Genomic DNA, 26,696 nt, shown 5'->3' with positions numbered 1-26,696 from the left:
GGACGGGGGCAAAGTTGACGTGGATGCCGACGCGGCGCGCCTCCTCTGCCGTCGCCCGACCATACTCATAAGCCAGTTGAGGGTCGTCAGTGGCGCCGAGGAGCATATTACGGGGCCACTTCATCGAGTCGGAGAAGCGCATCGAGAGTCCCCACTCGCCATCCATAGCCACCAGCATAGGTACGCGAGCCTCGCGGCGCATCCAGTTGGCGAGCCGGACCACATCCTTGGGGCTGCCCTTCTGCCAGAGGACGCAGCCAAACTCCCCCTCCAGCACCTGTCGGTGCCAGTTGTCGAGTCCGGCCTTATCCACCTTGGGCCAAGTCATCGGCATGATCAGCTGGGCCGCCTGCTGTCGGGGCGAGAGGGTGGCGAGGACGCTATCGGCCCACGCCTCAGCGGCGGCCTTACGCTCCACGTCTCTCATCATCCTCGGCTCGACGACCTGAGCGCCTGTCATCAGTGGCAGCAGCACCGCCGCCACACCGTATAGTATTCTCTTCATAAGTAATTATCTGTGTCTTAGTTGTGGGTGAATTATTTTAGCTCCAAAACTTCGGAGATCTTGCTCTGGAGGTTATCCTCGTTGAGTGCCGTCACGCAGTAGTACCCCTTTTGGCTCACCTCAAGGGAGCTCCCCTTGGTAATAGCTAGCACTACAGCCTCTTGCTCTGGAGTAGAGGTGAAGTAGACGACAGATCGAGTCTCTCCAGTCGTGACCCATGTGAGTCGTCCATCATTGTAGCTGAGGTCCTTGACGGGTAATACTTGTTTGGTCATCCGTGAGAAGCTAGGAAGAGGCATCACTGTCGGGTATTCCTTACTGAGTCGATCAAGGATACCTCCTCTATTGTCCACCAGATCTTGCAACCTATAGTAGATGCCACCGTAGACCCTTGGGTCTTTCCTGGCAATGGCGATCTGTTTGCTAATCTCATCTGCATTGGTGCTAAACCCCTCCTCTCCCACTCTATAGGCGGCGTGTCCAACTGCCAGGGGAGTCTTGTAGCTATACTGGCAGAACCAAGAGAGCCTCTGATAAAAACCAGACTGACTAGTGGGATTGATCGCTTGATAGAGCTGGGGGATGATCAAGTCAAGCCAGCCATTTTTACACCAGTGTCGGGTGTCAGCATAGAGATCCTTGAGGTTATGATCTGCATTGGATCCGGGGGAGATGGAGAATGTGACGCCGGGATGTTTCGTCCGTAGCATTTGACTAACAGAGGAGACCATCTTATTGACATTATCAATTCTGAAATCCGTGACGGTGCTGTACTCAGAGCCGTACTTCTCGTAGTCTGCTGCATCATCAAATGCCCCCTGACTCTGCTCGGGGTAGAAGTAATCATCGAAGTGTATCCCATCGATGCCCGGGTACTTTGTCAGTAGTTCATCGATGATATCCAGCAGCCTCTGCCTTACTTCGGGAAGGGCCGGATTGTACATCCGGATCTTCTCCAGATCCCATACCCACTCCCTGGGGATGGAGGGGTGCAGTGGGCCGAAGGCTTTTTTATTGTCCGGTCGAGTCTCGATGCGGTAGGGATTGATCCAAGCGTGGAACTCCATCCCTCTCTCATGTGCCTCCTTGATCATAAAGCCGAGGACATCATATCCCGGATCTTGTCCTCTCTTACCTGTGATAGACTCACTCCAAGGTTCGTACTTTGAGTCATAAAAGGCATCGCCCATCGGGCGTACCTGAAAAAATACTGCGTTGAAGTGATACTTACGGAGCAAGTCTAGTCTGTCAGTGAAGAGCTCCCTTTGCACCTTAGGATTATAGTTGCCGTGTGGCCAGTCTAGCTCCCATGCCGTCGTCATCCAGACGGCACGTAGCTCTCCCCTTGGGATCTTTATCGTGGGCATTTGCGGTGGAGTAGGTGGAGTAGGCTCACTTCCGGATCCGCCCTCCCTCTTACACCCTGCCAGTCCTACGATCATCAGGAGTGCGACGGCGATACTGTATAGTGGTCTGTAATTCATACTGTTTTTGTAAAAGTACAGAAAAAAGATCTCCCCGAGACGATCTGAGCCTGGTAACAAGCTTAGACCTGCCGGGGAGATCTCACATATTAACGGAAAATAGATGGCTTAGTGATTAGTCATCAAGGGTTTTGGCAGGAATCTCTGCAATGGCAAATCCTGCATCGCTGTGGAAGCCGAAGAGATAGAGAGTGGCGTCCTTGCCCTCCTTATCCTTCTTGACAAAGCAGCCGGTGTTGGTCCCGGGTGCAGCATTTGTGGTTCCCTGCAGTGAGACCTCCAGGAGCGGTTTCTGTCCGGACTCATCAAGTATCTTGATGCCCTCCAGCTCGTCCTTGCCCTGAGTGATGTTGTACACCATAAGTACAGGAGACTGCTCACCTCTGCGAGCGGCTGTTACACCTATTAGGTAACGCTCACCATTGAAGTACACGACTCTACTACTCTGGAGATTGACCGGGAGGGTCGTACTCCCGGTAGTGTAGAGTGCATTCCCCTCTGCATCGGTCACCTTAAGCGGCATCTCAAATCCATTGAGTAAGTAGTACTTAGAGTTACCCGCTCTAAGCATCGTGACGTAAGGAGACTGACCTTTGTGAGAGGATAGTACGGAGCAGGCATCGGCGTCCGCCTGAGTAAAGTCCTTGACTGGGAATCGAAGGATATTGGTCTGAGCATTATCCCCGGTATAAATGTATCCGTTGCCCTGCTCATCCAAAGTGATGGAGAAGTTATCGAAGTAGCGCTTGCCGCCGCCTTCGATCTTATTAGCATCAAACTTAAGGAGCAAGTCCGGCGCCTTGGATGGGTCGGTCCAGTGGTAAACCTTAGCATTTAGTGCACCGGCAAGGTTGGAGATGTAGATATGATCCCCGATGACCTCTGCCATATTGATCGGGAATATACCGCCCCCGATACCCTCAGTATTGAGCTTGATGGGATCAAACTTACCTGTCAGCAGATCCTCGGTGCGGAAGACGTGAGCACCGACTGAGCTTCGAGCCGGTACGACGACCCACTTCTCGCTCATGCCTGCTCCACGAGTCACCAGACCACCGAAGCCATTATACTCCGGATGGGTGTCCTTGAGCGTAGCTGCGGTGTAGTCATGGATCTTGGTCTTGTCAAAGTCAGCACCATAGACCGGCACCAGCAGTCGTATCGTTGCGAAGTACTCACGGAAGTGCTTGCCATTGACCACCTTGACGATGATTGTCTGACGGTCGCTCCCCTCGGGAACCTCTACTGCATAGGATTCCTTGTCGAGGGCACCTCCGGGTGCCATCTTTGCCTCAAACTTGAGGGCGGACAGGTCGGTCTCAGGATCGATTCGAGGGAACGAGATCGTCTTAGAGAAGTCGTCAACGACTCCCTCTACCACCTGATCGCCATTCTTACCTGCATTGATTATTTTTAGACCGAGGAGCTCTGCCTTGTCAGGTGACTCCACGTTGGTAGGAAACTTGTCGCTACATCCTGTGGTAGTCAGTCCGAGTGACAGACCGAGACAGGCCATCAGGAGAGCTGGTAGTATGTTTTTGAGTTTCATATTCTTTAGTCATTATCTTCGAGTGAGACAATTACTGCTGCGGCCACCCCTCGGTCTGCTTCAGTACGTAGCCCTTACTCTTGTAGTCGTCCATCTGATTCTTTCCGACTGGAGTGAGGTAGGGATTGACATTTACAAGTCCGAGGAAGGGCTGACGACCCTCCGTGGAGGTCTCGTGGAAAAAGCCCTTGAGAGCTGCTTTATTCTTACCGTTATAGACAATCATGGTGCCATCCTCTGCGACGACGGCTGTCACACCGATGTTCTTGCTGTCAAGCGTGACGTTGTCTGACTGGAAGTCTACCCAAGAGCCGGAGAGGAGATCTGCATTCTTGGAGGTGTCCATGTACTCCAGCTTACCCCATCGCTTGAGGTCACCGAAGCGCATACCGTCAAATGCAAACTCCATACGACGCTCACGTCTGATCTCCCACAGAAGTGGACTCACAGAGGGGTCGCGGTCCGGATCGTTGGGGAGAGCTGCCAGCTGTATAGGTGCAGTCTGCTGGACGCCCTTGGCTACGGCCTCCTTGGCGAGAGGGCGCTTCCTGATGGTATTGATGGTCCGGTCAAGATCTTCCTGAGTCACCGGTGAACCGCCCATTGTAGCGAGCTCAGCCTTAGACTCTATGTCTATCAGAAGGATCTCCGCATATCTCAGTATCGGGGCATCTGTCGTATTCTTAGCTCCCTGATACTCCGGTGGCAGAGGATTCACACCCTCAAGACGACGGGGGAAGAACTTATTCGGGAATAAGTATGAGCCCTTGGACATAGGAGTGGGCTGATCATAGAAGGTTGCCTCAAACCGAGAGTCAGTCGTCTTGATCATCTCCGACAGGCGGTAGGAGTCAGCACCATTAGTATCGGACTCGGATCTCACTTTGCCGTCTACGCAGATGTAGGACTTGAGGAGGTCAGTGGTGCCACCCATGGCGATAGAGTTGGCGGTATTGCTGTAGTGAGCCAGCATGTGCCCTACATTGGTGGTCAGGTCATATACTCTGTAGATGATGCACTCCTGATTGCCGGCGAGGCTCTCAGAGGTATAGAGAGACTTGTAGTCGCCATCGATGCGATACTTGCCACTGGAGATGATCATCTCGCAAGCCTCTTGTGCGAACGTGAAGAACTTCTTTGCACGCTCCTGATCCTTGTAGTAGTACTTCTGCCAGGATCCCTCTGTCAGTGCTATCTGAGCAGCCACACCGGCTACCCAGTAACGATTAATCTGCTGGTCGCCATCGCTCAGTCGGACACTCTCCAGGGCGAACTTAAGATCGTCATAGACATGGTCCATGACCTCGTTACGCGGAGTGCGCTCCTTGTAGAGCTCGTCCAGCTCGCTATCGCCGACGAGATGATCGTAGTAGGGTACATCTCCCCATTGACGGGTCAGGAGTGCATAGTCGTACGCTCTCAAGAAGCGAGCCACACCCATCCAGTGGTTGTACGCCTCATCTGTGAGCTTGCCCTTGGCATAGGTGTCGAGCCGATCGCTCAGCAGATTGATGCTGCGGAGAGTCTTCATATTCCAGATCGAGGAGGAGGGCACTGATCGGCGGAAGTTCCCCTGTCGTCCCATGTAGACAGCATCGTCGCTAAAGTCTCCGGTGTGCATGTCCGTGTCGTCATAGCCTATGAAGAACTTAGGTATAAGATCATTGACATAGTTACGGATCAGGTTTTCGTCGCTCCAGGTGGTAGCATCGTCATTGACCGAAGTCTTAGGAGGTCTGTCGAGGAGATCCGAGCAGCTGGATAGGCAGATAGGCGTGAGCAGCAGAAGTGCCAAGCCGGATATGATGTTTGAAATATTGAGTCTCATATGATTTGTGATTCTGAGAGGTTAATCATAGAGTGATCTGAAGTCCGAGAGATGCGGACTTAAAGGAAGGATTGGATGTACCGGTGCGACCCATATTATAATTGCCGTCGGTTCGCAGCATAGATGATCCGGAGACAGCCTCTGGGTCGATCGGCAGACCGCGCAGCTTGTCGAAGGTGAAGAAGTTCTCCATCGTACCATAGATACGTACCGTCTTGAGACCGGCGTAGTGGGTCCACTTCTTAGGCAGTGTGTAGCCGAGCGTGATATTCTTGATGCGGGCATAGGACATATCGAGCATATAGCGGCTCTGTGTCTTGAGGTTAAAGCCCTGGTTTGCACCACTGTTATTCCAAGCTCTGGGATAGAATGCATCCGTGCGGTCAGGTCTCCAGTAGTCCTTGGCAAAGGTGCTTGGCATAGCTCCCTCCTTGGCGAAGTATCCCGGGATGGCGAGCTGACCACTACCCCAGATCTTACGCTTGCCCACTCCCTGGAAGAAGATGGAGCAGTCGAGACCCTTCCACTCAGCACCGAGACGAAGTCCCCACTCATAGCGGGGTGTGAAGTTTCCTATCACCACCCGATCGCCGGGATCTCCAAAGGTGCCCTTACCTGGCGTAATGTATCCGTCCCCATTGACATCTACATACTTGACGTCACCGGGGCTATTTAGCAAGACTTGATTGCCGTCCTCGAAGTAGGTCTGATAGACAGGGTTGTCACCTGCGAGCTTATTGGTCAGCTTATCGTTGCCCTCCCAGATGACGTGGGTCTGAACGATGTTGCCATCGGCATCGTGGACAAAGTCCTCTGCTTGGTAGAGTCGGTCTGTCACATAGCCATAGAGGTCTCCGTACCTCTTACCGGTGGTGAAGGTGTTGTCGATCAGTCGGTTCTCCCATGGAGTGTTCCAGTCAGCAGCCTTGACGATGTCGGTAATGGCATCGGCAATGTTGGCGTTGATGGTCAGGGTAAGGTCATTACCAAAGTGCTGGGTAAAGTCCATCCCGAGCTCCCATCCACGTGTGCGGAGGTGACCATAGTTGCCCTTAGGCGCAGAGGCACCAAAGGTATTCGGCAGAGCCTCGCCGTCGATGATCATATTCTTCGTGTCCCTCTGATACCACTCAAAGACGAAGCCTAAGCGGTTATCAAAGAAGCGCACATCCGCTCCCAGATTGAGGGTCTCGATATCCTGCCAGGTGATGTTTGAGGAGACGGGTGAGGGGGTCGTCAGTCCATAGAACTGAGTGCCATCTGAGTGTAGCCAGCTATTCTTGCGTAGCTCCATGGTGGAGAGATACAGGCTGTTGGATACCGACTGGTCACCGATCACACCCCAGGAGGCACGTAGCTTGAGGAAGGAGAGATAGTCTGATATGCTCTCCATGAATTGCTCATTGCTTACCACCCATCCAGCGGATAGAGAGGGGTACCAGCGCCAGCGGAGATCCTTGGGGAACTTAGATGTCCCGTCGTAGCGGAGGTTCATCTCGAGGAGATACTTGTCCATATAGGAGTAGTTGTATCTCCCGAAGAATCCTACCTGCGATCCCCAGCCGGCACCACCACCGACGGTTTCCTTACCATCAGCGAAGTTGAATTGTGGGTTGTCCGTGATATTCAGCTCATCGCGGCGAGAGAAGTGGCTTGCCCACTCAGAGGCGGTGATGTTCGTACCGAGCATAAACCTCATCTTGTGTGCGTCTGCCAGGAGGAGGTTGTAGGTCGTAAAGGCATTGAACGTATGGAGCTCGGATAGCGAGCTAGCCATCCGATAGTAGGTGCTGCTCTTGGCCTTATACTGGGTCATCGGGAAGCGATAGGCCGGCATCCCGCCTTCCGAGGTCGGGTTTCCGTTCTCATCCACATAGACCTGTACTCCATTCTCGTCTACCCACGGGTTCACACCATACCAGTGAAATGCTCCACTCATGGTGGGCATGGAGGAGATGTTTCGAGAGTCTGTGGTCGTGTAGGAGTAGTCTGCCTGTAGATCCCAGTCATCTGTAAAGTCTATCGTCAGACCTGCGGTATAATTGGAGTACCGAGAGCGATCGCTATTGGTATTGGCCTGTACGGTATCCCAGTAGGGATCACGGATGATCTCTCCGTGCTGGGTGCGTACTCCCTGAGGGAAGAGCCGGCTCCATCGATAGAGATAGAGCCACGGATCCGCACCAAAGCCATATGCTGCATTGGGGTAGCGTTTGGTGCCGTCTGCGTACCTGGCACCGCCTCTCACGCTGATTAGGTCATTGATCTTAGTGGAGAGATTGAGATTGAAGGTAAAGCGGCTATAGTTGTCCTGCTTAGCCGGCTTCATCATACCGTCCTGACTAAGGTAGCCAAAGGAGAGATTGTAGGAGGTGTCTCCCCTCTTGCCATTCAGAGAGAGGTTGTGATTGTGTGAGAAGGCGCTCGGCTTGACCATCTGGGAGATGGGGTCGTAGAGACGATAGCCAAATTTCTGCGTGCCGTCCCACCACCAGTCTCGTCCGTAGACGACAGGTGCGTCGGCAGGGAGATCTCCATACTTCTGCTGCCACTCCCTGACCTTCTCGATACTGGTCTCGTCGACTCTCCAGAAGCCGCCGGCAGGTCCGGACTGTTTCATATTACGATGTGCGTCCAGGGTGTACTCCAGACCCTCGACTCCTGCCATCTCGATTTTCTTAAAGGGAGACTGGAAGGTAAGGTTATTGGAGTAGGTGATGTCTGTGACATCCGTCTTGGCACCCTTCTTTGTGGTGATCAGGATGACACCAAAGGCAGCCTTAGATCCGTAGATAGAGCTTGATGCGGCGTCCTTAAGCACGGATATGCTCTCGATGTCGTTGGGGTTGATGTAGTTGAGGCTGGGTACCTCTACGTTGTCTACGAGGATAAGAGGTGTACTTCCTCCGGCTATGGATCCGATCTGACCGCGGATCTTAACGACCGGGCTACTACCCACCTCACCTGTAGGGACGGTAATGGAGAGACCGGGGATGGTACCTTGGAGTCCGCGAGCAGCATCAGGGAGTGGGCGGCTACCCATCGTCTTCTCCACGTCGACGCTGGCGACAGCGCCGGTGAGGTTCTCCTTCTTCTGGGTACCGTAGCCGACTACGACCACCTCATCAAGGAGCTCACTGTCCGGCAGGAGCTTGATCGTGAGGCTGGTGCGTCCGTTGAGCTTGATCTCCTGCGGGATGTAGCCGACGAAGGAGATGCGTAGGGTGGCATCGGAGGCCACATCAGTGATGGTGAAGTGCCCGTCCAGGTCGGTGATCGCACCCTTATTGGGCACGCCGATGACCTTGACTGATGCACTCATGACCGGCTGATCGGTCTCGTCGGTGACGGTACCCTTGACCGTCACTCTCGACTGGGCCGACAGCGTGGCGGGGAGCAGGAGGAGGCAGGTCAGCAGCCCCAGGAGTAGGGTGCTGCTATGGCGCCATCTGCTGCAGAGCTCTGTCTTGACATTCATAATAGCTGGAGTGAAATAATTAGTGATTAGCGAGTCGAACTACAGAATCTCTCACCCGTGCTGCAGCCGTAGCGGCAGTCGGGATAGAGGAGGTAGCGGGCACGCATGGAAATGTAGTCGTTGAGGTCCGCCTGCCAGCCGGCACGGATCGCCTCGGGAGAGACGCCCGACTCCAGCTGCTGACGGAGCGTGGGACCTCCGGCGAGGAGGTCAAAGAACTGCGGTCTGGTGATCAGACTGACGCCGGCAGCGCTGCTGCGGGCGGCTATGTCGGTGAGGATCTCGACATTGATCCCCGGCTCGACGGTATACTCGGTGAGGTCGGGTCCGTAGCAGACCTTGCCCTCATGCTTGGGGGCGTGTGCCCCGGCGATACTCTGTGGGGTAAAGGTGTGGCAGCCCATCCGCTTGTCCGGATAGCCGGTCTGCTCAAAGGGCTGCTCCGTGCCGCGTCCCTCGCTCCAGCAGGTCCCCTCGATGAAGCAGAGGGTAGGGTAGAGCAGCAGGGCGCGGTCGCTCCTGAGGTTGGGGCTCGGGCGAACGGGGAGGCTGTAGGGGTCGCCGTGCTTCCACCCGAGGAGGGTGACGACGGTCAGGTCTGCGGTGAGTCCCTCACCGAGCCAGCCCTCGCCATTGATCATCCGTCCCAGCTCGCCCATGGTGAGCCCGTGGACGGCGGGGATGGGGAACATCCCGACGAAGGAGCGGTACTTCATGTCCTTAAGTACCGGACCGTCTACCGCGTCGTGGGGATTGGGCCTGTCGAGGACGATGATCGGCGTGCCGGTCTCGGCGCAGGTCTGCATGACGTAGTAGAGGGTGCTGATGTAGGTAAAGAAGCGCACCCCCACGTCCTGCAGGTCGAAGAGGACCACATCCAGCCCGGCGAAGTCCTCAGCCGTCGGCTTATGGTGCTTGCCGTAGAGGGAGATGACCGGGAGACCGGAGACCGGGTCTGTGGCGGAGTCAACCTTTGCTCCCGCATCTGCCATGGCGCGGAAGCCATGCTCGGGAGAGAAGAGACGCTTCACCTCGACCCCGCTGTCGATCAGGGCATCGAGTAGGAAAGTGTGTGCCGGGTCGGTCTGCACGGCCGCCTGATTGGCAACCAGTCCCACGCTCTTCCCCTCGGTGAGGCGGACGATCTCGTCCATCCGGTCGGCGCCCACCTGCAGCTGTGCTGAGGCGGAGAGGGCGGAGAGTAGGAGGAGCAGGGCGAGGGCGATATCTTGTCTTACTGTCATAGGTGGGGGAGTTTTATAAGGGGTAGGTGTAATAGCCGAGTCTACAGGGGTGATTTCTTTTACCGATATTAGTTGTGTCTATTACCGGTAATAGGTTTCTCTATTACCGGTAATAGAATTCTCTTTTACCGGTATTAGTGAAGAGGCTATTGCAGGGACCATAGGTGGTGGTTACTTGAGGACTGAGGAGGCGACGATATTGGAGATCACCTCATTGAGTCGGGTGGTGGAGGTATTGTCGTGCGGGTGGACCCGATTGGCGAGCCAGATGATGGCGACGCGTGTCTCGGGGTCGATGCTGACGTAGGTGCCGGTGTAGCCGGTGTGGCCGAAGGTTCCCTCGTGGAGCAGGTCGCCCATCGCCCAGATATTGGGGAAGGAGCCGAAGCCGGGTGTGCGGCCGCTCTCGTTGGGGAAGGCCGGGTGCAGGGTGGTGAAGACGCGGACGGTATTGGGCATCAGGATCCGCTTGCCGTGCCAGAGTCCGCCATCCATCAGCATGGTGCAGAGCGCTGCCATCTCCTCGGCGGTAGAGAAGAGTCCGGCATTGCCGGAGATGCCACCATTGAGCTTACGGGCCATCGGGTCGTGGACGGCGCCGCGGAGTGGAAGTCCGTCGGGCTGCAGCTCCGTGGGAGCGCAGTTCTTTAGGTTCTTCCCGGTGGGGAGAAACCCGGTATGCCGTAGTCCCATAGGGCGGTAGATGTGACCGGTGACGTAGTCCTTGAGCGTCTCGCCGGTGACCTGCTCGAGGATGTACTGGAGGGTGATAAAATTGAGACAGCTGTAGGTGGCCCGCCCCTCGTTGGGAGCGTAGAGACGCTTCACCTCGGCGATGTGCTTCTCGAGCCCTCGGCGTGGGGTCTCCTCGCCTCGCTTGAGTACCTCGGAGACGGAGGCGTAGGGCGGCAGTCCGGAGGTGTGGGTCAGCAGGTGCCCGATGCGGATCGGGTCCTTGGGGTCCCAGTCGGGGAGGTAGTCGGCGACGCGGTCACGCAGCGTGATCCGCCCCTCCTCGAGGAGCTGCATGATGCTGATGCCGGTTGCCATAGGCTTCGTCACCGACGCCATGTCGAAGAGCGTCTCGACGGTCATCGGCTCCACCGTGGGGGTGAGGCTGCGGTGGCCGTAGGCCTTGAGGTAAACCATTTTTCCATCCCGAACCACCGCCAGGACGCCACCCGGGAGGAGTGAGTCGGCGATGGAGACCGTGATGGCACTGTCGCAGCGGGCGAGGGTAGCCGCATCCATACCCATCTCAGCGGGAGTAGCGCGCGGGAGGAGCTTCTCCTGAGCCGTGCCGGAGAGGGAGAGGAGTAGGAGCAGTAGGAGTAGGGAGGTCTTTCTATTTTTCATCACTTGGTATACTTGTCCAGGACGGCGCGGACCGACCCTGCCTCGAGGAGCTCCTCCTGCGCCCGATCGTGGGCCCAGTCGTAGTAGTCCATCAGCATGCGGGTGCCACGCTCGACTAATTTCTTATTACTCAGCTGCATGTCGACCATGCGATTGCCCTCCACGCGACCCATGTGGATCATGAGGGAGCTGGAGATCATATTGAGCACCATCTTCTGCGCCGTGCCGCTCTTCATGCGGGAGCTGCCGGTGACGTACTCCGGTCCGACGACGGTGACGATGGGGTGCTTGGCGGTGAGGGCGATGGGAGAGCCGGGGTTGGAGGTGATACCTCCGGTGACGAGACCCCTGCGATTGGCTTCCTTGAGTCCGCCGAGAACGTAGGGCGTGGTGCCGCTGGCGGCGATGCCGATGACGGAGTCGTCCTCCCCGATGTCGTAGGCGGACATATCTGCCCAGGCCTGGTCGGCGATGTCCTCCGCATTCTCCACCGGATGGCGGAGGGCGTAGTCTCCGCCGGCGATCAGACCGATGAAGAGCGTCGGCGGCATACCGTAGGTGGGCGGGATCTCAGAGGCGTCGAGGACGCCGAGACGTCCGCTGGTGCCGGCGCCGATGTAGAAGACCCGACCGCCTCGCTCCATCCTCGGCAGGATGTCGTCCACGAGACCGGCTATGGCGGGGATCACATCGGAGACTGCATCGGCGATCTTGTGGTCCTCGCGATTGATGTCCGTGAGCAGTTCGAGCGTGCTCTTCTCCTCTAAGTGGTCGTAGAGGGAGGCGGACTCGGTGATGTTGGTAAAGTCGGTACTCATTTCTTGATCGTGTGGTAGCGAACCAGCCCCTCCATCGGTACGGAGAGGACCTGTCCGAGATGTATGCCCTCTGCCTCGGCTGCTTCCTCGAGGACAGCGTGGAAGTTGTGTGCAATGGAGCCGACGAAGTGGACCGGCGTGGTTTCCCAGTTGTTATAGAGCTTCACGTTTCTCCTGAAGAAGGAGCGGAAGCACTCCCTGACCATCGACCGCACCTCAGGTACGTCGATCTGTTTACGGATAAAGGGCGCGAGCGAGGCGAGGAAGCGATTGGGCTGCGACTCCTTATAGACACGCTCGAGGACGGTGGCGGTGGTGATCTCGGGATAGGTCTCCTCGAAGTCTCTCTCGACGCTCTCCGGGAGCAGTCCCTTGAGGAGGTCGGCGATGAAGTGCTTGCCGAGGACCGCGCCACTACCCTCGTCGCCGAGGATGTAGCCGAGCGGGGGGACGTTGGCGACGATCGCCTCGCCGTCGTAGCGGCAGGAGTTGGCACCGGTGCCGAGGATGCAGACGATGCCAGGCTCGTGACCGCAGAGGGCGCGGGCGGCACCGAGCATGTCGGTCGTCACCGTCACCTCGCCCACCAGCAGACTGCTGATGGCTCGGCGGATCATCGGTTGCTTCTCATCCCTCGCACCGGATCCGTAGAAGTAGATCCTCGTGAAGCAGTCCACGGGGAGCATCGGCAGAAGCTTCGTCCGGATCTCCTCCCGGATCTCCTCCTCGGTGACGAAGTAGGGATTGAGCCCCTTCGTGTAGGCGTGTCCCGTCACTTCCCCCGTCAGATCATCCATAGCGGTCCACTCCGTCTTGGTGGACCCGCTGTCGGCGATTAGTATCATAGCTTGATGAATATGTTTTTCTTATATAACGTATGGGCGATCAGCCAATTGATGCCCAGGAATATCAGTGAGTAGGTGAGAGAGGCGAGCTTCGGCTCGGCTATCGCTCCCGAGAGTAGGCGCCATGACAGTCCGGCGATACCGAGTCCATCCGACGTCACGGGGATGTAGAGGAAGAGCAGACAGAGCACCGTCGAGGCGAGGTAGGAGAAGAGTGCATTGGCTCCGAAGGGACGGAAGAAGGCGAGGTATCTCTCGCCGCCCCGCTCCTCCGTCAGCCAGACGAGCAGACCCAGCAGGGTCGCCCCGAGACCACAGGTGATGAGGACAAAGGTGGGGGACCAGATCTTCTTGCTTACCGGGAGACAGCCCGAGAGCAGGTAGCCGACGAGGGCCATCAAGAGCCCGGAGATGAGCAGCCCGAGGATCCTTCGGTCGCCCTCGTAGCGCATCATGCGCTCGCCTACCAGGCTGCCGATCAGCACCTGCATCACGGCGGGGATGGTGCTCATCAGTCCCTCGGGGTCGATACCGTTGTCAGAGTACATATGGTTCTCCGTCAGGATGGCGCGGTCGATCCGGGAGAGGATGTTCTCCGGTCCGTAGACGTACCCATTCCCGAGGAGCAGGAGCAGCGCGTATCCCGCCAGCGTCGCACCGATGAGTGCCGGCAGCCGCTTGTGCGGGATCGTCATCAGGAGCAGCGCCCCCAGTCCGTAGGTGAGGCCCAGCCGGACAAATACCCCGGAGATCCTCATGTGGGGGAGATAGTCCACCGCATGGAGCAGCCGCTCCGTGAGATCCGCCTCCGGATCGGGGTGGAACCACCGTCTCAGGAAGACTGCCACGAAGCCCACCACCCAGCCGATGAGACAGAGTAGGAGCGTCCGGCGGAGTACCTTCCAGCCCGTCTGTCTATTGAGGGTGAAGTGACTCTTGGAGAGGCTGAGGTACATCGACACCCCCATGATGAAGAGGAAGAAGGGGAAGACCAGGTCCGTCGGTGTCAGCCCGGTCCACTCCGCATGCTGCAGAGGGGCGTACATATGTCCCCAGGAGCCGGGGTTATTCACGAGGATCATCCCAGCGACTGTCATCCCGCGCATCAAGTCGATCGCGACGATGCGCCCCTTGGCCTGCTCCTTACTCATGCCCGCTCCGCCTTATGACTACAGATCAGCAGGCCCAGCATTGTGGAGAGGGCGTTGATGATCAGGATCTCGTAGCTGAAGTGGTATCCTCCAAACCACTCTACCGAGTTGCTGTCGAGGATGTAGCAGAGGATCGGCGACAGGATCACCACGATGGGGATCAGCCGGTCGCGCACCCGCCGCTTGGAGAAGATGCCGAAGGTGAAGAGTCCCAGCAGCGGTCCATAGGTATAGCTGGAGAGGACGTAGACCGCATTGATCACCGAAGTATTATTGAGTATCTCGAAGGCGATGATGCATACGCCCATCAGCAGCGCCATCCCCACATGGACCCACTTACGGGTCTTGGCGAGGCGCTTCTCCTCCTTCTCCTTCGCCCCCAGGATGTCGATGGTAAAGGAGGTGGTGAGGGCGGTCAGCGCCGAGCCGGCTGCGGGGAAGGCTGCCGCCACGAGTCCGATGATGAAGAGGATCCCGACAATCTCAGGGAAGAAGTCTCCCGTAGCGAGGAAGGGGAAGACCTGGTCGCTGCTCTCCGGCAGCTGGATGCCCATCCGCTCAGCGTAGGTGTAGAGCAGCACTCCGAGCATGAGGAAGAGGGCGATGACGAAGAATTGGAAGATCGAGCTGACGATCATATTTCGCCGCGCCTCCGTGTCGCTCTTGCAGCTAAGGTTGCGCTGCATCATGTCCTGATCCAGTCCCGTCGTCGCCACCATAGTGAAGGCGCCGGCGAGGAATTGCTTCCAGAAGTAGCGCCCGTCATTGATGTCGTCGAAGAAGAAGACCCTCGACATCTGACTCTCCCGGATCGTCGTCACCACGCCGCCGAAGTCGAGCCCCAGCCCCTTGGCGATGAAGACGATCGAGAGGACGACCGAGGCGACGAGGCAGATCGTCTTGAGCACATCGACGCTGACGATACTTTTCACCCCGCCGAAGAAGGTATAGATCCAGACAAAGGCGATCGTCATCAGGACATTGAGGAGGAAGGGCAGCCCCAGCGGATCGAAGACCAGCAGCTGCATCGTCAGCACGACGAGGAAGATCCGCACCGAGGCGCCCAGCATCTTGGAGACAAAGAAGAGCCACGCTCCGGTCTTGTAGCTCGTCATCCCGAAGCGATCCCGCAGGTACTCATAGATGGAGAAGAGCTTGATGCGGTAGAAGAGCGGCACCAGGACAAAGGCGATCAGCGCCTGCCCCACGATGAAGCCGAGCGCCATCTGCAGGTAGGCCATGCTGCTGCCGGAGACCATCCCCGGGACGGAGACAAAGGTGACGCCGCTGATGCCCGATCCGATCATCGCTATCGCGACGACCATCCAGTTATTGGACCGGTTTCCGATGAAGAATCCCGCATTGTCCGCCTCGCGCCCCGCCTTGTAGGAGACGAGGAACATCAGGAGGAAGTATCCCAGTGTCAGACCAAGTACTAAGTAAGGTGACATACGTTGGTGGCTTAAGGTTTCTGTCGACCGCCACCTCGAGTAACACCCGAGAGCCGATCGGTGGTGAATGGTGTGGTGACCCTCGTGGCGAGGGTCCTGTGGAGTGACTTGCCGGTGCTTCAGCCCTCGACCTCTGCCGGGAAAGTGAAGTGCTGTGGCTTATCTGGTTGCTAAGATAGCCAAACTTTTTGAATTATTGATGGTAAGCCAATTTTCTTTTGACCGAATTAGATATGAGTTAAGTATTATCTAAATAGCCTTCCTTTTGTAAGTAAATTAATAATACGTCCGGCATCACTCCGTACCGCTCCGGGACAGCCTCCTGTAGGAGAGACCTCCGCCTCGTGCTGATGATGGAGCCACTCCGTCCGGCATCTGACGAAGTGAGCTCTTGGGATCCGGGGCTGACACGCTCGAGACTCGTCCATTAGCAGCGTAACCGCATCCGCAAGGATGCCCGCTCCATAGGCATCGGTCGAGCCACGAAGTGGCGAAGACCGATGTGTGAGAGTCTTTTTCGTGTCCCGACCCCTTGCGGGTCGCCGTCACATCGGAGATGAGCGATAAGAGAGACCACCCATCCGCCTGCCTAAGCGTCAGCCTCTCAGACGAGCATCAGATAGCTTAATATCGAACTCAAATGCGTCAGCCCTACACCCTCAAACTAAACCCGGTATTAGTGATCACTATTACCGGGTTTAGTGATCACTAATACCGGGTTTAGATTTCCCTCTGATAAGGGGGGCTGAGGCGCGCTATCTTGTCGGACAAGTCGGACAAGTCGGACAAGTCGGACGGCGCAAAAGGCGAAAGACCATTTTGCAATGGTCTCAAAAAAAAGAGCAGCACCACAGGTCGGATGACCCATGGTGCTGCACACTATACTGTATGGAGCTCGGCTGAGCTCAGTCGGCGATCGATCAGATCACCGGAGCGTCGGAGATGCGCTCGAAGTAGCCCTGCGGATGCTTGCAGATGGGGCACTTCGTGGGAGGTACCTTGCCCTTGAAGACAAAGCCACAGACGCGGCACTTCCACTCTACCTCTTCCTCCTCCTTTAGGAGGTTCTCCTTCTCGAGACGATCGAGGAAGAGCTGGTAGATGCGCTCGTGCTCCTTCTCAGACTTGACGATGTTGCGCATCAGCGTGGCAATCTCCTTGAAGCCCTCCTCCTCAGCCTTATCAGCCATCGTGGGGTACATATGGGTCCACTCCTCATGCTCACCGGCGATGGCGAGCTGGAGATTCTCACGCGTGGTGCCGATCTTGCCTGCGGGGTAACCGGCGGTGATCTCTACCTCTCCTCCCTCGAGGTGAGAGAAGAGCATCTTAGCGTGCATGCGCTCCTGGTCTGCTGTCTGCTTGAAGAAGTCTGCGATCTGACCATAGCCCTCCTCGCGAGCAACGCTCTCGGAGAAGTGGTAGCGATTGCGTGCCTGAGACTCGCCTGCGAATGCCTTCAGCAGGTTCTTCTCTGTCTCGGTACCCTTGATACTTTTCTTTTCCATGTTACACGGTACTGTCGTAAAAGTTTTTCTTACCTGTCTCCTCGGAGCTCGCTCCACGGAGACTAACTGTCACGACAAATATACCCAGAAGTCGGTATATGGCAAAGGATCACCCTCGCTCGGAGTGCTCCGGGCGAGGGTGATCGTGTGGGTAGGGATCTGTCAGTACAGGCGGGATCTTACTCCTCCACCTCTACGGCGATCTGACCGCGGTAGTATCCGCAGGTGCCGCATACGGTGTGATAGACGTGCCAGGAGCCGCAGTTGGGACAGCGTGTCAGCGCGGGGGTCTTGGCTACGTCGTGTGTCCTACGCTTTCTGGTCCTGGTGTGGGACTGACGTCTCTTAGGATGTGCCATGATGATGTACTTCTATTATATGAGTGTTACTTTTCTGTCTTGACTTACTTACGAGGCTCGCTCTCGTCCTCCCCGGAGATCTTCTTGCGGAGACTCTCCCATCGGGGATCCTCCGGCGTCTCCTCGGGCGCCTCGCCCTCCATAAGGTAGCTGACTACCGAGGGGTCGCACTCCGCGATGTCCTCATGCGAGTGGACGATCGGGAGGCTCACCTTGATGAGCTCGTAGAAGATAAAGCTGAAGTCATATCGGGGGTCTGCAGCGTCCAGGACGAGGGCTTCGTCATTCTCCTCATCCAGTGCCTCACCTATCTCGACGGTGATCTCCTCGTCCGTGTCCACCTCCACCTCCAAGGGCGCCAGGCAGCGGTCGCATGGTACGGTGACCGCCCCCTCGTAGTGGAGTAGTAGCTGGTACGAGTGGCTCGATGTAGGCTGGATCTCCAGATCCAGATCCACGTCGCCGCCAAGGATCTCTTCGTCTCCCTGCTCGGAGAAGAAGTCGTCGTCAAAGTGGTATGCGAGCGACTCGGGACCTCTGAGAGGCTCCGTGAAGTCGATCTTATAGGCATCCTTCCTCCTTTCCATGGCTTTCTGCTCTATTCAGACCGCAAATTTACTAATTCCTTTGCAGTCAAGCAAGGAGCCACCGACGCTGCCCCCTCTGCGGCGTGGCATTTGTGCTTCCGCGGGCAGGGGTGATGCAAGCCGGCTGAGACCGAGAAGCGTTATATGGGCTTTTACCTCTCTATGACAGAGTGAGCCATACCGATGTGGCTGTGAGGGGGACGACGGAGGCGCCCAATCGCCTGTAAGACTGACATATAGGACTATGATAGGAAAATAGTGTATTATTGCACGCTCCTTTGAGTGGAGCTGATCAGGTTTACTGACATGTCCAAGAGCAAAAAAAACTTGCCTGACGGCGAAGCGAAGTCTAAGAGGATCATCAAAATCGTCACCTGGAGTCTCCTCGTGGTGGTGATGGTGCTGGTCGTCCGCTTTGTCGCCTCGGTGGACTTCTCCGCCCTTGGGGATCTGCTCCGGAAGACACCCGTGATGCTCCCCTTAGTCGTCCTGATGTCCTTTATCTCCTATGCGGCCTCCAATGTCGCCTGGAGCCTCTGTCTCAGCGTCGGCGGGGAGCGGAGCCTGCCCTTCTGGAGACTCTTTATCTACCGACTGATAGGCGATATGCTGGCGCCCTTCAATCCCACCGGCGTAGTGGCGGGTGAGACGGTGAAGGTGATGCTGATGCGGCGTGACGGGATCTCTGTCGAGCACGCCCTCAGCTCCGTCCTCACCCATAGGGGACTGGTGATCCTCGCCAATGTGCTGATGACGATCGTGGCAATCTTTTATATCCTGATGGGGAGTGCGATACATGGGACGCGAGGCATACTGGTCGCTCTCGGCACGGTGGCGGTGATGGCCCTTATCTTTTACGGTCTCTTCCGCCTGCTCGTCCATCCCCGCCTGCTGATCGGTCGGACGGTGGACAGCATTGCCCGGCGGACCCACTGGTCCTTCCTCTCCGAGGAGCGGATCCGTAAGACTTATGCTGCCAATCTCGAGGCAGCTCGGTTTTTCCACCGACACAAGCGCCGCTTTTGTCTTACGCTGGGGCTCTGTATGGTCCACTGGGTCTTCGGGGCGATGGAGTTTTTCGTCATCTTTACCACACTGGGGCTCCCCGTCACGGTGATGGACGCCATCGCTGTGGAGATGGGCGTGGGGGTCTTCAAGACCCTCGGGTCGGTCATCCCCGGGCAGCTGGGCATCGAGGAGTATGGGAACAAGGTGATGCTCGACCTGATCGGCGTCCAGAGCAACGAAGTATGGCTCGCCGCCTCGCTCATGCGGCGCGGACGGCAGCTCTTCTGGCTCGCCGTGGCGGGGATCGCTTCGCTCGTGGTCTATCGCCGTCATCCGGCAAAGCGGAGTGTGGAGTAGACCTTTTATCACTATGAATCCTGATATTCCATGACTGGTAAGAAGCCTGAGATACTCTGTATTTCGCACAAGTATCCCCCCTCCACCGGAGGGATGGAGCGACAAAGCTATGAGCTCATCAAGGGACTCAGGGCCTACTATAAGGTCCACTCCTTTACCTATAAGAAAGGAGATCAGCCCAAGGTGGTCTGGCTCGCAGCTCTCAAGCGACACATTATGGAGTGCCTCGAGAGCCATCCCGAGATACGGCTGATCCACCTCAATGATGGCGCGATGGCCTCCGCCTCGCTCTGGATGCAGAAGGAGCTCGACATCCCTGTCATCGTCACTTATCACGGACTGGACGTCACCTTCCCGCTGGACTTTTATCAGGATAAGCTCATCCCGAAGCTGGAGCAGTACGATGCAGCGATCTGTGTCAGCGAGTACACCCGCCAGCAGTGTCTTAAGCGAGGGTTTGACCCCGAGCACACCTATACGGTGCCCAATGGCGTCGATGTGTCGCTGGCGGATAAGCCCGATCGCCGAGAGGAGATCACAGAGGAGCTGCTGTCGCAAGGGGTAGACGTGCGAGGCAAGCGGGTGATCATCGCCAGTGGACGCTCGGTACGGCGGAAGGGTTTCTCGTGGTTTATCAAGAATGTGATGCCCTCTCTCGGCTCCGATGTGGTGCTGCTGATGACCGGACCACGCCGGCAGGAGCAGTCCTTCATGCAGTCTGTGACGCGCTACATACCGTGGAATGACCTGCGGCTCTTCCTCGGGGCACCCACCGATGAGGCGGAGCTGGACGAACTGCTGGAGACGACCCCCGGCGTCTACCACCTGGGGCGGGTCTCCTTTGACGATCTCATGTCGCTCTACTCGCTGGCGGACCTCTTCGTGATGCCCAATATCCCCGTCGAGGGGGACCAGGAGGGCTTCGGACTCGTCGCTCTCGAGGCAAGTGTCCGAGGCACCTGGGTGGTCGCCTCCGGCATAGAGGGGATCACCGAGGCGGTGATCGAGGGAGCCAATGGCACCCTTCTGCCGCCTGAGGAGCCCGACCGCTGGATCGCCAAGATCCGCGAGCTCCTCTCCATGCCGCAGCAGGAGCTGGCGGAGTGGGGCAGACGAGGGCAGTCTTACACCACCGACCACTTCTCCTGGGACCGCATGGTCGCCGGCTACAAGTCCGTCTTTGACCGCTACATATAGTCTATCCTATGGACTGAGCCGAAATCTTGAAATAGAGTTTTCTCATGTCCTTCTGGTGGATCTCGGCATAGTCCTCCATCGCATACCACGAAGTTTGGTTGTACATCATCGTGCAAAAAGGGTTCTTCCGGTATTCTGCGTGATGAGCGTGTGCGGACGGTCTGACGTGTGTGGTGCAGAAGCCGCTATACACCCCCATCTTGCGGGATGAAATCCGCAAGATAATTCGGTATCGTAGTTTATGGTGATGATTACGAACTGATAAGAACAAAGAAAAAGCATAACCTTCTGCAAAGAATGTGAGTCGGGACCTCCCCCGGACGTCGGATGCGTGACGGCAGCAAAGAGGGGCGAGGCAAGTCTGTCGGATCAGAGGATTATCTATTACCGGGTTTAGTGATCACTAAACCCGGTAATAGTGATGACTAAACCCGGTAATAGTGGCGACTGTTATCGGACAAGTCGCACGGGTCGGACAAGTCGGATAAGTCTGACGAGTGATTGTTGGAGAGGCTTGTGGTGAAAAAGCGGTACATTTGAGCAGTCGGGATGACCTTTGGTCTCGGCTGTCCACACATATTATATATAGTAGTCCTATTTCCACTATGTCCGATATCGATCTGCAGCGTCTCTACGAGCGCATCAAGTCTGTTGCTGACCAGTTGGTCGCCCGGGACGACCACTTTACCCGCGCCGACCTCGCCTATGAGCTGCGGGGTGACGGCATCTCCGGGGACTCGTCCGAGGTGAGCAGGCTGGTCTGGGAGGCGTACAGGTCGCTGGGGGATGACCCCCATATCCGGGAGGCCTTCCTCAATAACAGCAGCAGTAAGAGCCTCGTCGATGAGTACCGCATCATCGACCTGATCGAGTCGAGCGACAGCGCAAAGGCGGTGAGCGTGGTGACGGAGCTGCTTGAGGAGGGGAAGAGAGCTATGGACCGGGTCCTCGTGCAGGTGGATGAGGCGTCCCGGGACTACCGCCCGGGCGTGAAGCCTCAGCTCTCTCAGCAGGCGGTCGATACCATCGTCGGTACTGCCGGCATCAAGGCGATACAGGCGGAGTCGGAGGATCTGCTCCGGCGCTATGCCGGTCTGGTGGAGGCGTATAAGGAGGCGAAGGGGGACATCAAGGGGGCTATCACCGCGTACGGCGAACTGCGGGAGCAGATCCTCTACAGCTATCGGGAGTGGGTGGCGCTGCTGAAGGATCTCTTTGGCGATCGGATCCATAGCGTGGCGCCGGAGCTCTTCGACTTCGACAAGCTTCGCTGGATCGATGTGGACCGGATGTATGGTCGGGCGAGGCTCTCCTTCGACAGTCTCTCGGGTCGCTCGTCAGAGCTCCTTAGCTCTATCTCGGAGGACTTTCGCGCCGGTCTCTCGGAGACGGTGCGGGACTACAGCTACTCCTCGGGTCGCCGCTTTGCCCTCGTGATGGCGGCGGTCAATCTTGTCTCCCACTACAGTAAGTCGGTCGGGGACACCGCGCGACTGAAAGGTCAGCTCCTCGACCTCCGGAGCGATGTGGTTCGGGATGCCTCCTCCATACAGGCGGATATGGCGCGGCTGGTGGAGGTGTACCGGACGATCAACGACCTCTACCTCTCTCGGGCGGACCTCTTCTACCGGTATGGGGAGCGGGTCTTTGCTGGCGAGTGGCGGGCGCTTCGGGAGGCGCTTTACTCTGACCCCGAGGTGAAGCAGATCGTCAGCGAGCGGGAGGAGATCCACCGGCATATGCGGGAGCTGGAAGAGAAAATGCTCGACGCCCGACTCAATATCACCTACTACAAGGATCAGGTGGAGACGACGAAGGTGCTACTCGACTCACTGGAGGAGCGCTACGAGGAGGCTCTCCGGGCTAAGCCGAAGGAGCCGAACTGGTTCCGTCGTATGATCACCTTCGGCAAGGCTCGCGAGAGCTATGGTCGCGACCTCACCGAGTGGGACAAGTACGACGGCGAGATCGTGCGCAAGTACGAGGAGCTGAGGGTGGACCTGAGGGTCTTCGGCGAGGAGATCGACTCGCTGCAACGGATCTACGATGAGTCGCTCAAGGAGTACCATCAGTCGCGCATGGATGCCGGGGATCTGACGAAGCATATCCATGAGCTGCAGACCCTGTCGCCGGAGATGCTGAGCAGGGCGGCGGAGCACCTCACCCCGGTGCTTAAGCTCCTCGCCATCGCTCGTGAGATCATTGAGAGCCCGCTGGAGGAGCGGCTGATGGCTCCTCAGTCTCTCAGGGAGCTGGAGCAGTCGCCGCTTCCTGCCGAGATGACGGAGCGGATCGATCGCCTCCGGCAGCGCCTGCAGGGGGTGGAGCGAGAGGCGATGCCGGTGGTTAAGGAGACGGTCTCCCGCTCCGTCGCCCCCTCGAGACCCGCTGATCCTCGGGATGAGCAGCGTGCCCGACAGTTGGCTCAGGTGGCTTCTGCCCGCTCTCGTGTCGCTGCCCAGCGGTCGGCAGCGGCTGTCGATGAGCTTCTACTTCTGCGGCAGAAGGAGCTGGCGAATAAGGTGACCGAGGACCATTATCGTCGCGAACTGGAGCGGATCCGCGAGACCTTTCAGTACAATATGCGGCAGATCGACGATAAGTCCGCCTTCGTCGCCGAGGTTCGTCGTCGTGTCCACACCGATCTGACCGATGAGCGTGTCCGTGAGGACCTGCTGCTCCTCGCAGGGGAGGGTCGGCAGGATCTCGGGCCGGATGACCTCCGCAAGCTGCTCAGCGGCGAGACGACACTGGACGTATAAGACGATGCACGAGGGACGACGAGAGCAGGTACGGCGTCAGCTCCGGCTGACGGACCCCGAGGAGCAGGCTGCCATGGACCGCGCTCGGGCGGCGGAGGCAGCGCGCCATGCGAGGAAGGAGGAGCGCCGGCAGGAGCTCCTCAGCGACCGCGACTACCGGATCATCCTCTGGGCGGACCGATATATGGACCGCTATGGACTGGATGCCCTCATCGGTCTCATCCCCTATGCGGGCGACGTGGTGGGCTTTCTCTTCGTGATCCCGGGGCTGCGGCTCTCGACCCGCAAGATCAAGTCTCTGCCGCTGACGCTGGCGATCCTCTACAACTTCCTCATCGATCTCTGCGTCGGACTGGTTCCTTTTATCGGTCCGGTGCTGGACTTCTTCTTCCGGGCCAATAGCCGGACCGCTAAGCTGGTTCGCGGTTTCGTCGAGGATGACCGCGAGACGATCCGTGAGGTCAATCGCCGAGCCCGCTACTTTGTCGTGGCAATCATCGTCCTGATCATCCTCGTGGTCCTCTTGGCCTACCTTTTCCTCCTATTTTGCCGCTGGCTGATCGAACTCGGTGGCGGCGGTGCACAATAAATAATTTGCTTATTAGTGGGGCGTAAGGGTAAAAAAGTGTACATTTGATGACGGAATACCGCCCGGGCGGGTGATCCCCCGGCTCATCCTCCACTCTAACTAATGCTTACGTATGAACTACTATAGAAAGCCGGTCTCGATAGACGCAGAGAGCTTTGACCGCAACCTCTGTGGTCATCCCACCCATCTCTTTCACCTCACCAATGGGGCCGGGATGGAGATGCTGGTGACCAACTACGGCGGCAAGATCGTCCAGCTGCTGGTTCCCGACCGGGACGGTAAGCCAGTGGACGTCGTCCTCGGACACGACAGCCTCGACGACTACCTCGGGACGGAGGAGCAGTACTTCGGCTCCGTCATCGGTCGCTACGGCAATCGGATCGCGAAGGGGAAGTTTACGCTTGATGACACGACCTATCGCCTGAGGATCAATAACGGTCCCAATAGCCTCCACGGCGGACCCACGGGCTTCAACTTCCGGGTCTGGGACGCCGAGCAGACGGATGACGCCACGCTCGTACTCCGCTACACCTCCCTCGATGGTGAGGAGGGCTTCCCCGGCGAGCTGGAGGTGGAGGTGACCTATTGCCTCCTGGAGGACAATACCCTCGACATCCGCTATAAGGCGAGCACGACCCGACCTACGGTGATCAACCTCACCAACCACTCCTACTTCAATCTCTCCGGCGAGGGAGACCCCTCCGTCCACGACCATATGCTGAGGCTCTTCGGATCGAAGTACCTCCCGACGGACGACACGGCGATCCCCTTCGGCACCGCTGAGGCGGTGGAGCGGACGCCCTTCGACTTCCTCGACTGGCACGAGGTGGGCGAGCGGATCGACAGAGAGGAGAAGCAGCTCCTCCAGGCGCGTGGCTACGACCACACCTGGGTGCTGGATAAGGAGCCGGGGACCTTCGGACCCTGCGCCATCTGCTTCTCCCCCAAGAGCGGCATCTCCATGGAGGTGCAGACCGACCAGCCCGGCGTGCAGATCTATACCGCCAATTGGCTCACCGGCAATATGCGAGGTAAGGGCGAGAGCCGCTACCCCGCCCGCTCGGCGATCTGCTTCGAGACACAGCACTTCCCCGACTCACCCAATAAGCCCGACTTCCCCTCCACGGTCCTCCGCCCGGGAGACACCTATGAGAGCCGGACCACCTTCGCCTTCTCCACCGTGGAGATCGAGGACGAGGAGCTCTGACCATGCATTCTAACACTTTCCACAATAACTTATGACTAAAACGTACAATCAGACGAAGCCCAATTACTTGGTGCCCTTCATCATTATGGTGGTGCTGATGGCTCTGATCGGCCTGATCACCAACCTCAATCAGCAATTCCAGGCCCCGATGCAGGCCGCCTACCTCATCAAGGGCGGTAGCATGACCAATACGCTGACGACGACGCTCAATTTCGCCTTCTTCCTCGCCTACCTCGTGATGGGACCGATCAGTACCCGGTACATCGAGAAGAATGGGTACAAGAAGTCGCTCATCCTTGGTCTCGGCATCCTGATCGTCGCCTTTGCGATCTACATGTGCTCCGCCTGGTGCTTCGACACCTTTGATCTGTCCCGCTTTGAGGGTGCAATCAATGAGGCGAAGTCTATCGAGAGTCAGGGAAGCATCGCTGCCATGCAGACCGCTGCGGCTGAGACGGGCAACTTTGCCGTCGATACCGCTAAGTCCGGCGACTTCACCGGTCTCACCTGGCAGGGTCCCGTAACCCTCCCGATCGCCTACTGGATCTTCCTCATCGCCGCCTTTGTTGCCGGTACGGCGCTCACCTACCTCCAGGCGGTGGTCAATCCCTACCTCGTTGCCTGCGACGTCCCCGGCACCACCGGCGTACAGCGTCAGAATATCTCCGGTACCGGTAACTCCCTCATGACCACGCTCGGCCCGCTCTTCGTTGCCTACGTGATCTTTAGTGGCAAGAGCGGACTGGAGGTCAATATCACCTCCCTCTACCTGCCGATCCTCTGCCTGATGATCCTCGTGGCTGTGATCGTCTTTGCACTCACCCGCATCAATCTCCCCGAGATCGAGGGAGTCTCCTCCGGCGATGAGAAGCTCCCCGATAGCGTCTGGTCCTTCCGTCAGCTCTCACTCGGGCTGGTGACCCTCTTCTTCTACGTCGGTGTGGAGGTCTGCGTGGGTGCCAATATTGTCCTCTATGCGATGAATGACCTCGCCATGGCTGCCAAGCTCGGCGCCACGCTTGCCTCCTTCTACTGGGGTGGTATGCTGGTTGGTCGCTTTGTCGGCAGCTTCCTCAATAAGGTCAGCGCCCGCACCCAGCTGATGGTCGCCTCCCTCGCCGCTCTGATCCTCGTGATCCTCGCCATGGTGACGGAGAATCCCTACTTCCTATGCGCCATCGGTCTCTTCCACTCCGTGATGTGGCCCTCCACCTTTGCCCTCTCCCTCAATGGCCTCGGCCGCTACACCTCTAAGGCATCCGGCATCCTGATGATGGGCTGCTTCGGTGGTGCGCTTCTCCCTGTGATCCAGGGTGCGATGGCTGATGGTATCGGATGGAACATCTCCTGGATCCTCGTCGCCATCGGTGAGGCATGGATCCTCTTCTACGCCCTCTGGGGGTGCAAGCCCAA

Annotated in this window: 20 protein-coding genes; 6 read left to right on the top strand and 14 right to left on the bottom strand. The window is 57.6% G+C overall.

The features are described 5' to 3' along the window. The 14 genes from Q0F21_RS00665 to Q0F21_RS00600 all read right to left on the bottom strand — a co-directional run. Positions 1–505 (bottom strand): glycoside hydrolase family 3 N-terminal domain-containing protein (locus tag Q0F21_RS00665; RefSeq protein ID WP_297236414.1); only part of this gene is annotated, 505 nt, incomplete at its 3' end. 32 nt (positions 506–537) lie between these two features. Next, complete coding sequence (locus Q0F21_RS00660) at positions 538–1,989, bottom strand: family 10 glycosylhydrolase (protein WP_297236413.1); 1,452 nt, start codon at positions 1,987–1,989, stop codon at positions 538–540. Positions 1,990–2,104: 115 nt separating this feature from the next. Next, on the bottom strand, positions 2,105–3,538 hold the full coding sequence (locus Q0F21_RS00655; protein WP_297236412.1) for a DUF4623 domain-containing protein: 1,434 nt from the start codon (positions 3,536–3,538) through the stop codon (positions 2,105–2,107). A gap of 31 nt (positions 3,539–3,569) precedes the next feature. Beyond that, entirely contained in the window at positions 3,570–5,366 is a 1,797-nt protein-coding gene (locus Q0F21_RS00650) for a RagB/SusD family nutrient uptake outer membrane protein (protein ID WP_297236411.1), read from the bottom strand. Positions 5,367–5,391: 25 nt separating this feature from the next. Further along, a complete protein-coding gene (locus Q0F21_RS00645; protein ID WP_297236410.1) occupies positions 5,392–8,844 on the bottom strand; it encodes a TonB-dependent receptor in 3,453 nt (1,150 codons plus the stop codon). Positions 8,845–8,870: 26 nt separating this feature from the next. Continuing rightward, entirely contained in the window at positions 8,871–10,088 is a 1,218-nt protein-coding gene (locus Q0F21_RS00640) for a DUF1343 domain-containing protein (RefSeq protein WP_297236409.1), read from the bottom strand. Between the two features lie 171 nt (positions 10,089–10,259). Continuing rightward, entirely contained in the window at positions 10,260–11,444 is a 1,185-nt protein-coding gene (locus Q0F21_RS00635; protein ID WP_297236408.1) for a serine hydrolase domain-containing protein, read from the bottom strand. Then, positions 11,444–12,262, bottom strand: a complete 819-nt coding sequence (locus Q0F21_RS00630) for an N-acetylmuramic acid 6-phosphate etherase (protein WP_297236407.1) — start codon at positions 12,260–12,262, stop codon at positions 11,444–11,446. Before Q0F21_RS00630 ends, Q0F21_RS00635 begins: the two co-directional genes overlap by 1 nt. Continuing rightward, positions 12,259–13,107, bottom strand: coding sequence for an ATPase (locus Q0F21_RS00625; protein ID WP_297236406.1), 849 nt, complete (start codon positions 13,105–13,107; stop codon positions 12,259–12,261). Before Q0F21_RS00625 ends, Q0F21_RS00630 begins: the two co-directional genes overlap by 4 nt. Continuing rightward, entirely contained in the window at positions 13,104–14,258 is a 1,155-nt protein-coding gene (locus Q0F21_RS00620) for a DUF5009 domain-containing protein (RefSeq protein ID WP_297236405.1), read from the bottom strand. Before Q0F21_RS00620 ends, Q0F21_RS00625 begins: the two co-directional genes overlap by 4 nt. Next, on the bottom strand, positions 14,255–15,709 hold the full coding sequence (locus tag Q0F21_RS00615; RefSeq protein WP_297236404.1) for a sodium:solute symporter: 1,455 nt from the start codon (positions 15,707–15,709) through the stop codon (positions 14,255–14,257). The genes Q0F21_RS00620 and Q0F21_RS00615 overlap by 4 nt, the downstream gene beginning before the upstream one ends. 920 nt (positions 15,710–16,629) lie before the next feature. Further along, positions 16,630–17,217, bottom strand: a complete 588-nt coding sequence (rbr, locus tag Q0F21_RS00610; RefSeq protein ID WP_297236403.1) for a rubrerythrin — start codon at positions 17,215–17,217, stop codon at positions 16,630–16,632. 179 nt (positions 17,218–17,396) lie between these two features. After that, positions 17,397–17,576, bottom strand: coding sequence for a 50S ribosomal protein L32 (gene rpmF / locus Q0F21_RS00605; RefSeq protein WP_297236402.1), 180 nt, complete (start codon positions 17,574–17,576; stop codon positions 17,397–17,399). A gap of 44 nt (positions 17,577–17,620) precedes the next feature. Continuing rightward, a complete protein-coding gene (locus tag Q0F21_RS00600) occupies positions 17,621–18,163 on the bottom strand; it encodes a DUF177 domain-containing protein (RefSeq protein ID WP_297236401.1) in 543 nt (180 codons plus the stop codon). Between the two features lie 306 nt (positions 18,164–18,469). On the opposite strand from Q0F21_RS00600, the gene Q0F21_RS00595 reads away from it, so the two are divergent. From Q0F21_RS00595 to Q0F21_RS00570, 6 genes are all read left to right on the top strand, one after another. Continuing rightward, on the top strand, positions 18,470–19,528 hold the full coding sequence (locus Q0F21_RS00595) for a lysylphosphatidylglycerol synthase transmembrane domain-containing protein (protein ID WP_297236400.1): 1,059 nt from the start codon (positions 18,470–18,472) through the stop codon (positions 19,526–19,528). A gap of 30 nt (positions 19,529–19,558) precedes the next feature. After that, positions 19,559–20,725 carry a glycosyltransferase family 4 protein gene (locus tag Q0F21_RS00590; RefSeq protein ID WP_297236399.1) on the top strand — a complete coding sequence of 389 codons (1,167 nt, stop codon included), beginning with the start codon at positions 19,559–19,561 and terminating at the stop codon, positions 20,723–20,725. A 605-nt stretch (positions 20,726–21,330) separates the two neighbouring features. Continuing rightward, the gene (locus tag Q0F21_RS00585; protein ID WP_297236398.1) at positions 21,331–23,487 is read left to right on the top strand and encodes a hypothetical protein; all 2,157 of its coding nucleotides are present in this window, start codon (positions 21,331–21,333) and stop codon (positions 23,485–23,487) included. Positions 23,488–23,491: 4 nt separating this feature from the next. After that, positions 23,492–24,076, top strand: a complete 585-nt coding sequence (locus tag Q0F21_RS00580) for a DUF4112 domain-containing protein (protein ID WP_297236397.1) — start codon at positions 23,492–23,494, stop codon at positions 24,074–24,076. A gap of 112 nt (positions 24,077–24,188) precedes the next feature. Then, on the top strand, positions 24,189–25,283 hold the full coding sequence (locus Q0F21_RS00575; protein ID WP_297236396.1) for an aldose epimerase family protein: 1,095 nt from the start codon (positions 24,189–24,191) through the stop codon (positions 25,281–25,283). Positions 25,284–25,314: 31 nt separating this feature from the next. After that, a partial coding sequence (locus Q0F21_RS00570; protein WP_297236395.1) for an MFS transporter occupies positions 25,315–26,696 on the top strand: 1,382 nt, incomplete at its 3' end.

The sequence above is a fragment of the uncultured Porphyromonas sp. genome (assembly GCF_934359325.1).
GTDB lineage: Bacteria > Bacteroidota > Bacteroidia > Bacteroidales > Porphyromonadaceae > Porphyromonas_A.
Note: the sequence above shows the minus strand (reverse complement) of the source record. Positions and strands in the feature narration are given on the sequence as shown.

What these genes read in the sequence shown, in the direction of transcription:
- Q0F21_RS00660 (WP_297236413.1), bottom strand. Translation starts at nt 1,989, where the DNA reads ATGAATTACAGACCACTATACAGTATCGCCGTCGCACTCCTGATGATC.
- Q0F21_RS00655 (WP_297236412.1), bottom strand. Translation starts at nt 3,538, where the DNA reads ATGAAACTCAAAAACATACTACCAGCTCTCCTGATGGCCTGTCTCGGT.
- Q0F21_RS00650 (WP_297236411.1), bottom strand. Translation starts at nt 5,366, where the DNA reads ATGAGACTCAATATTTCAAACATCATATCCGGCTTGGCACTTCTGCTG.
- Q0F21_RS00645 (WP_297236410.1), bottom strand. Translation starts at nt 8,844, where the DNA reads ATGAATGTCAAGACAGAGCTCTGCAGCAGATGGCGCCATAGCAGCACC.
- Q0F21_RS00640 (WP_297236409.1), bottom strand. Translation starts at nt 10,088, where the DNA reads ATGACAGTAAGACAAGATATCGCCCTCGCCCTGCTCCTCCTACTCTCC.
- Q0F21_RS00635 (WP_297236408.1), bottom strand. Translation starts at nt 11,444, where the DNA reads ATGAAAAATAGAAAGACCTCCCTACTCCTACTGCTCCTACTCCTCTCC.
- Q0F21_RS00630 (WP_297236407.1), bottom strand. Translation starts at nt 12,262, where the DNA reads ATGAGTACCGACTTTACCAACATCACCGAGTCCGCCTCCCTCTACGAC.
- Q0F21_RS00625 (WP_297236406.1), bottom strand. Translation starts at nt 13,107, where the DNA reads ATGATACTAATCGCCGACAGCGGGTCCACCAAGACGGAGTGGACCGCT.
- Q0F21_RS00620 (WP_297236405.1), bottom strand. Translation starts at nt 14,258, where the DNA reads ATGAGTAAGGAGCAGGCCAAGGGGCGCATCGTCGCGATCGACTTGATG.
- Q0F21_RS00615 (WP_297236404.1), bottom strand. Translation starts at nt 15,709, where the DNA reads ATGTCACCTTACTTAGTACTTGGTCTGACACTGGGATACTTCCTCCTG.
- rbr (WP_297236403.1), bottom strand. Translation starts at nt 17,217, where the DNA reads ATGGAAAAGAAAAGTATCAAGGGTACCGAGACAGAGAAGAACCTGCTG.
- rpmF (WP_297236402.1), bottom strand. Translation starts at nt 17,576, where the DNA reads ATGGCACATCCTAAGAGACGTCAGTCCCACACCAGGACCAGAAAGCGT.
- Q0F21_RS00600 (WP_297236401.1), bottom strand. Translation starts at nt 18,163, where the DNA reads ATGGAAAGGAGGAAGGATGCCTATAAGATCGACTTCACGGAGCCTCTC.
- Q0F21_RS00595 (WP_297236400.1), top strand. Translation starts at nt 18,470, where the DNA reads ATGTCCAAGAGCAAAAAAAACTTGCCTGACGGCGAAGCGAAGTCTAAG.
- Q0F21_RS00590 (WP_297236399.1), top strand. Translation starts at nt 19,559, where the DNA reads ATGACTGGTAAGAAGCCTGAGATACTCTGTATTTCGCACAAGTATCCC.
- Q0F21_RS00585 (WP_297236398.1), top strand. Translation starts at nt 21,331, where the DNA reads ATGTCCGATATCGATCTGCAGCGTCTCTACGAGCGCATCAAGTCTGTT.
- Q0F21_RS00580 (WP_297236397.1), top strand. Translation starts at nt 23,492, where the DNA reads ATGCACGAGGGACGACGAGAGCAGGTACGGCGTCAGCTCCGGCTGACG.
- Q0F21_RS00575 (WP_297236396.1), top strand. Translation starts at nt 24,189, where the DNA reads ATGAACTACTATAGAAAGCCGGTCTCGATAGACGCAGAGAGCTTTGAC.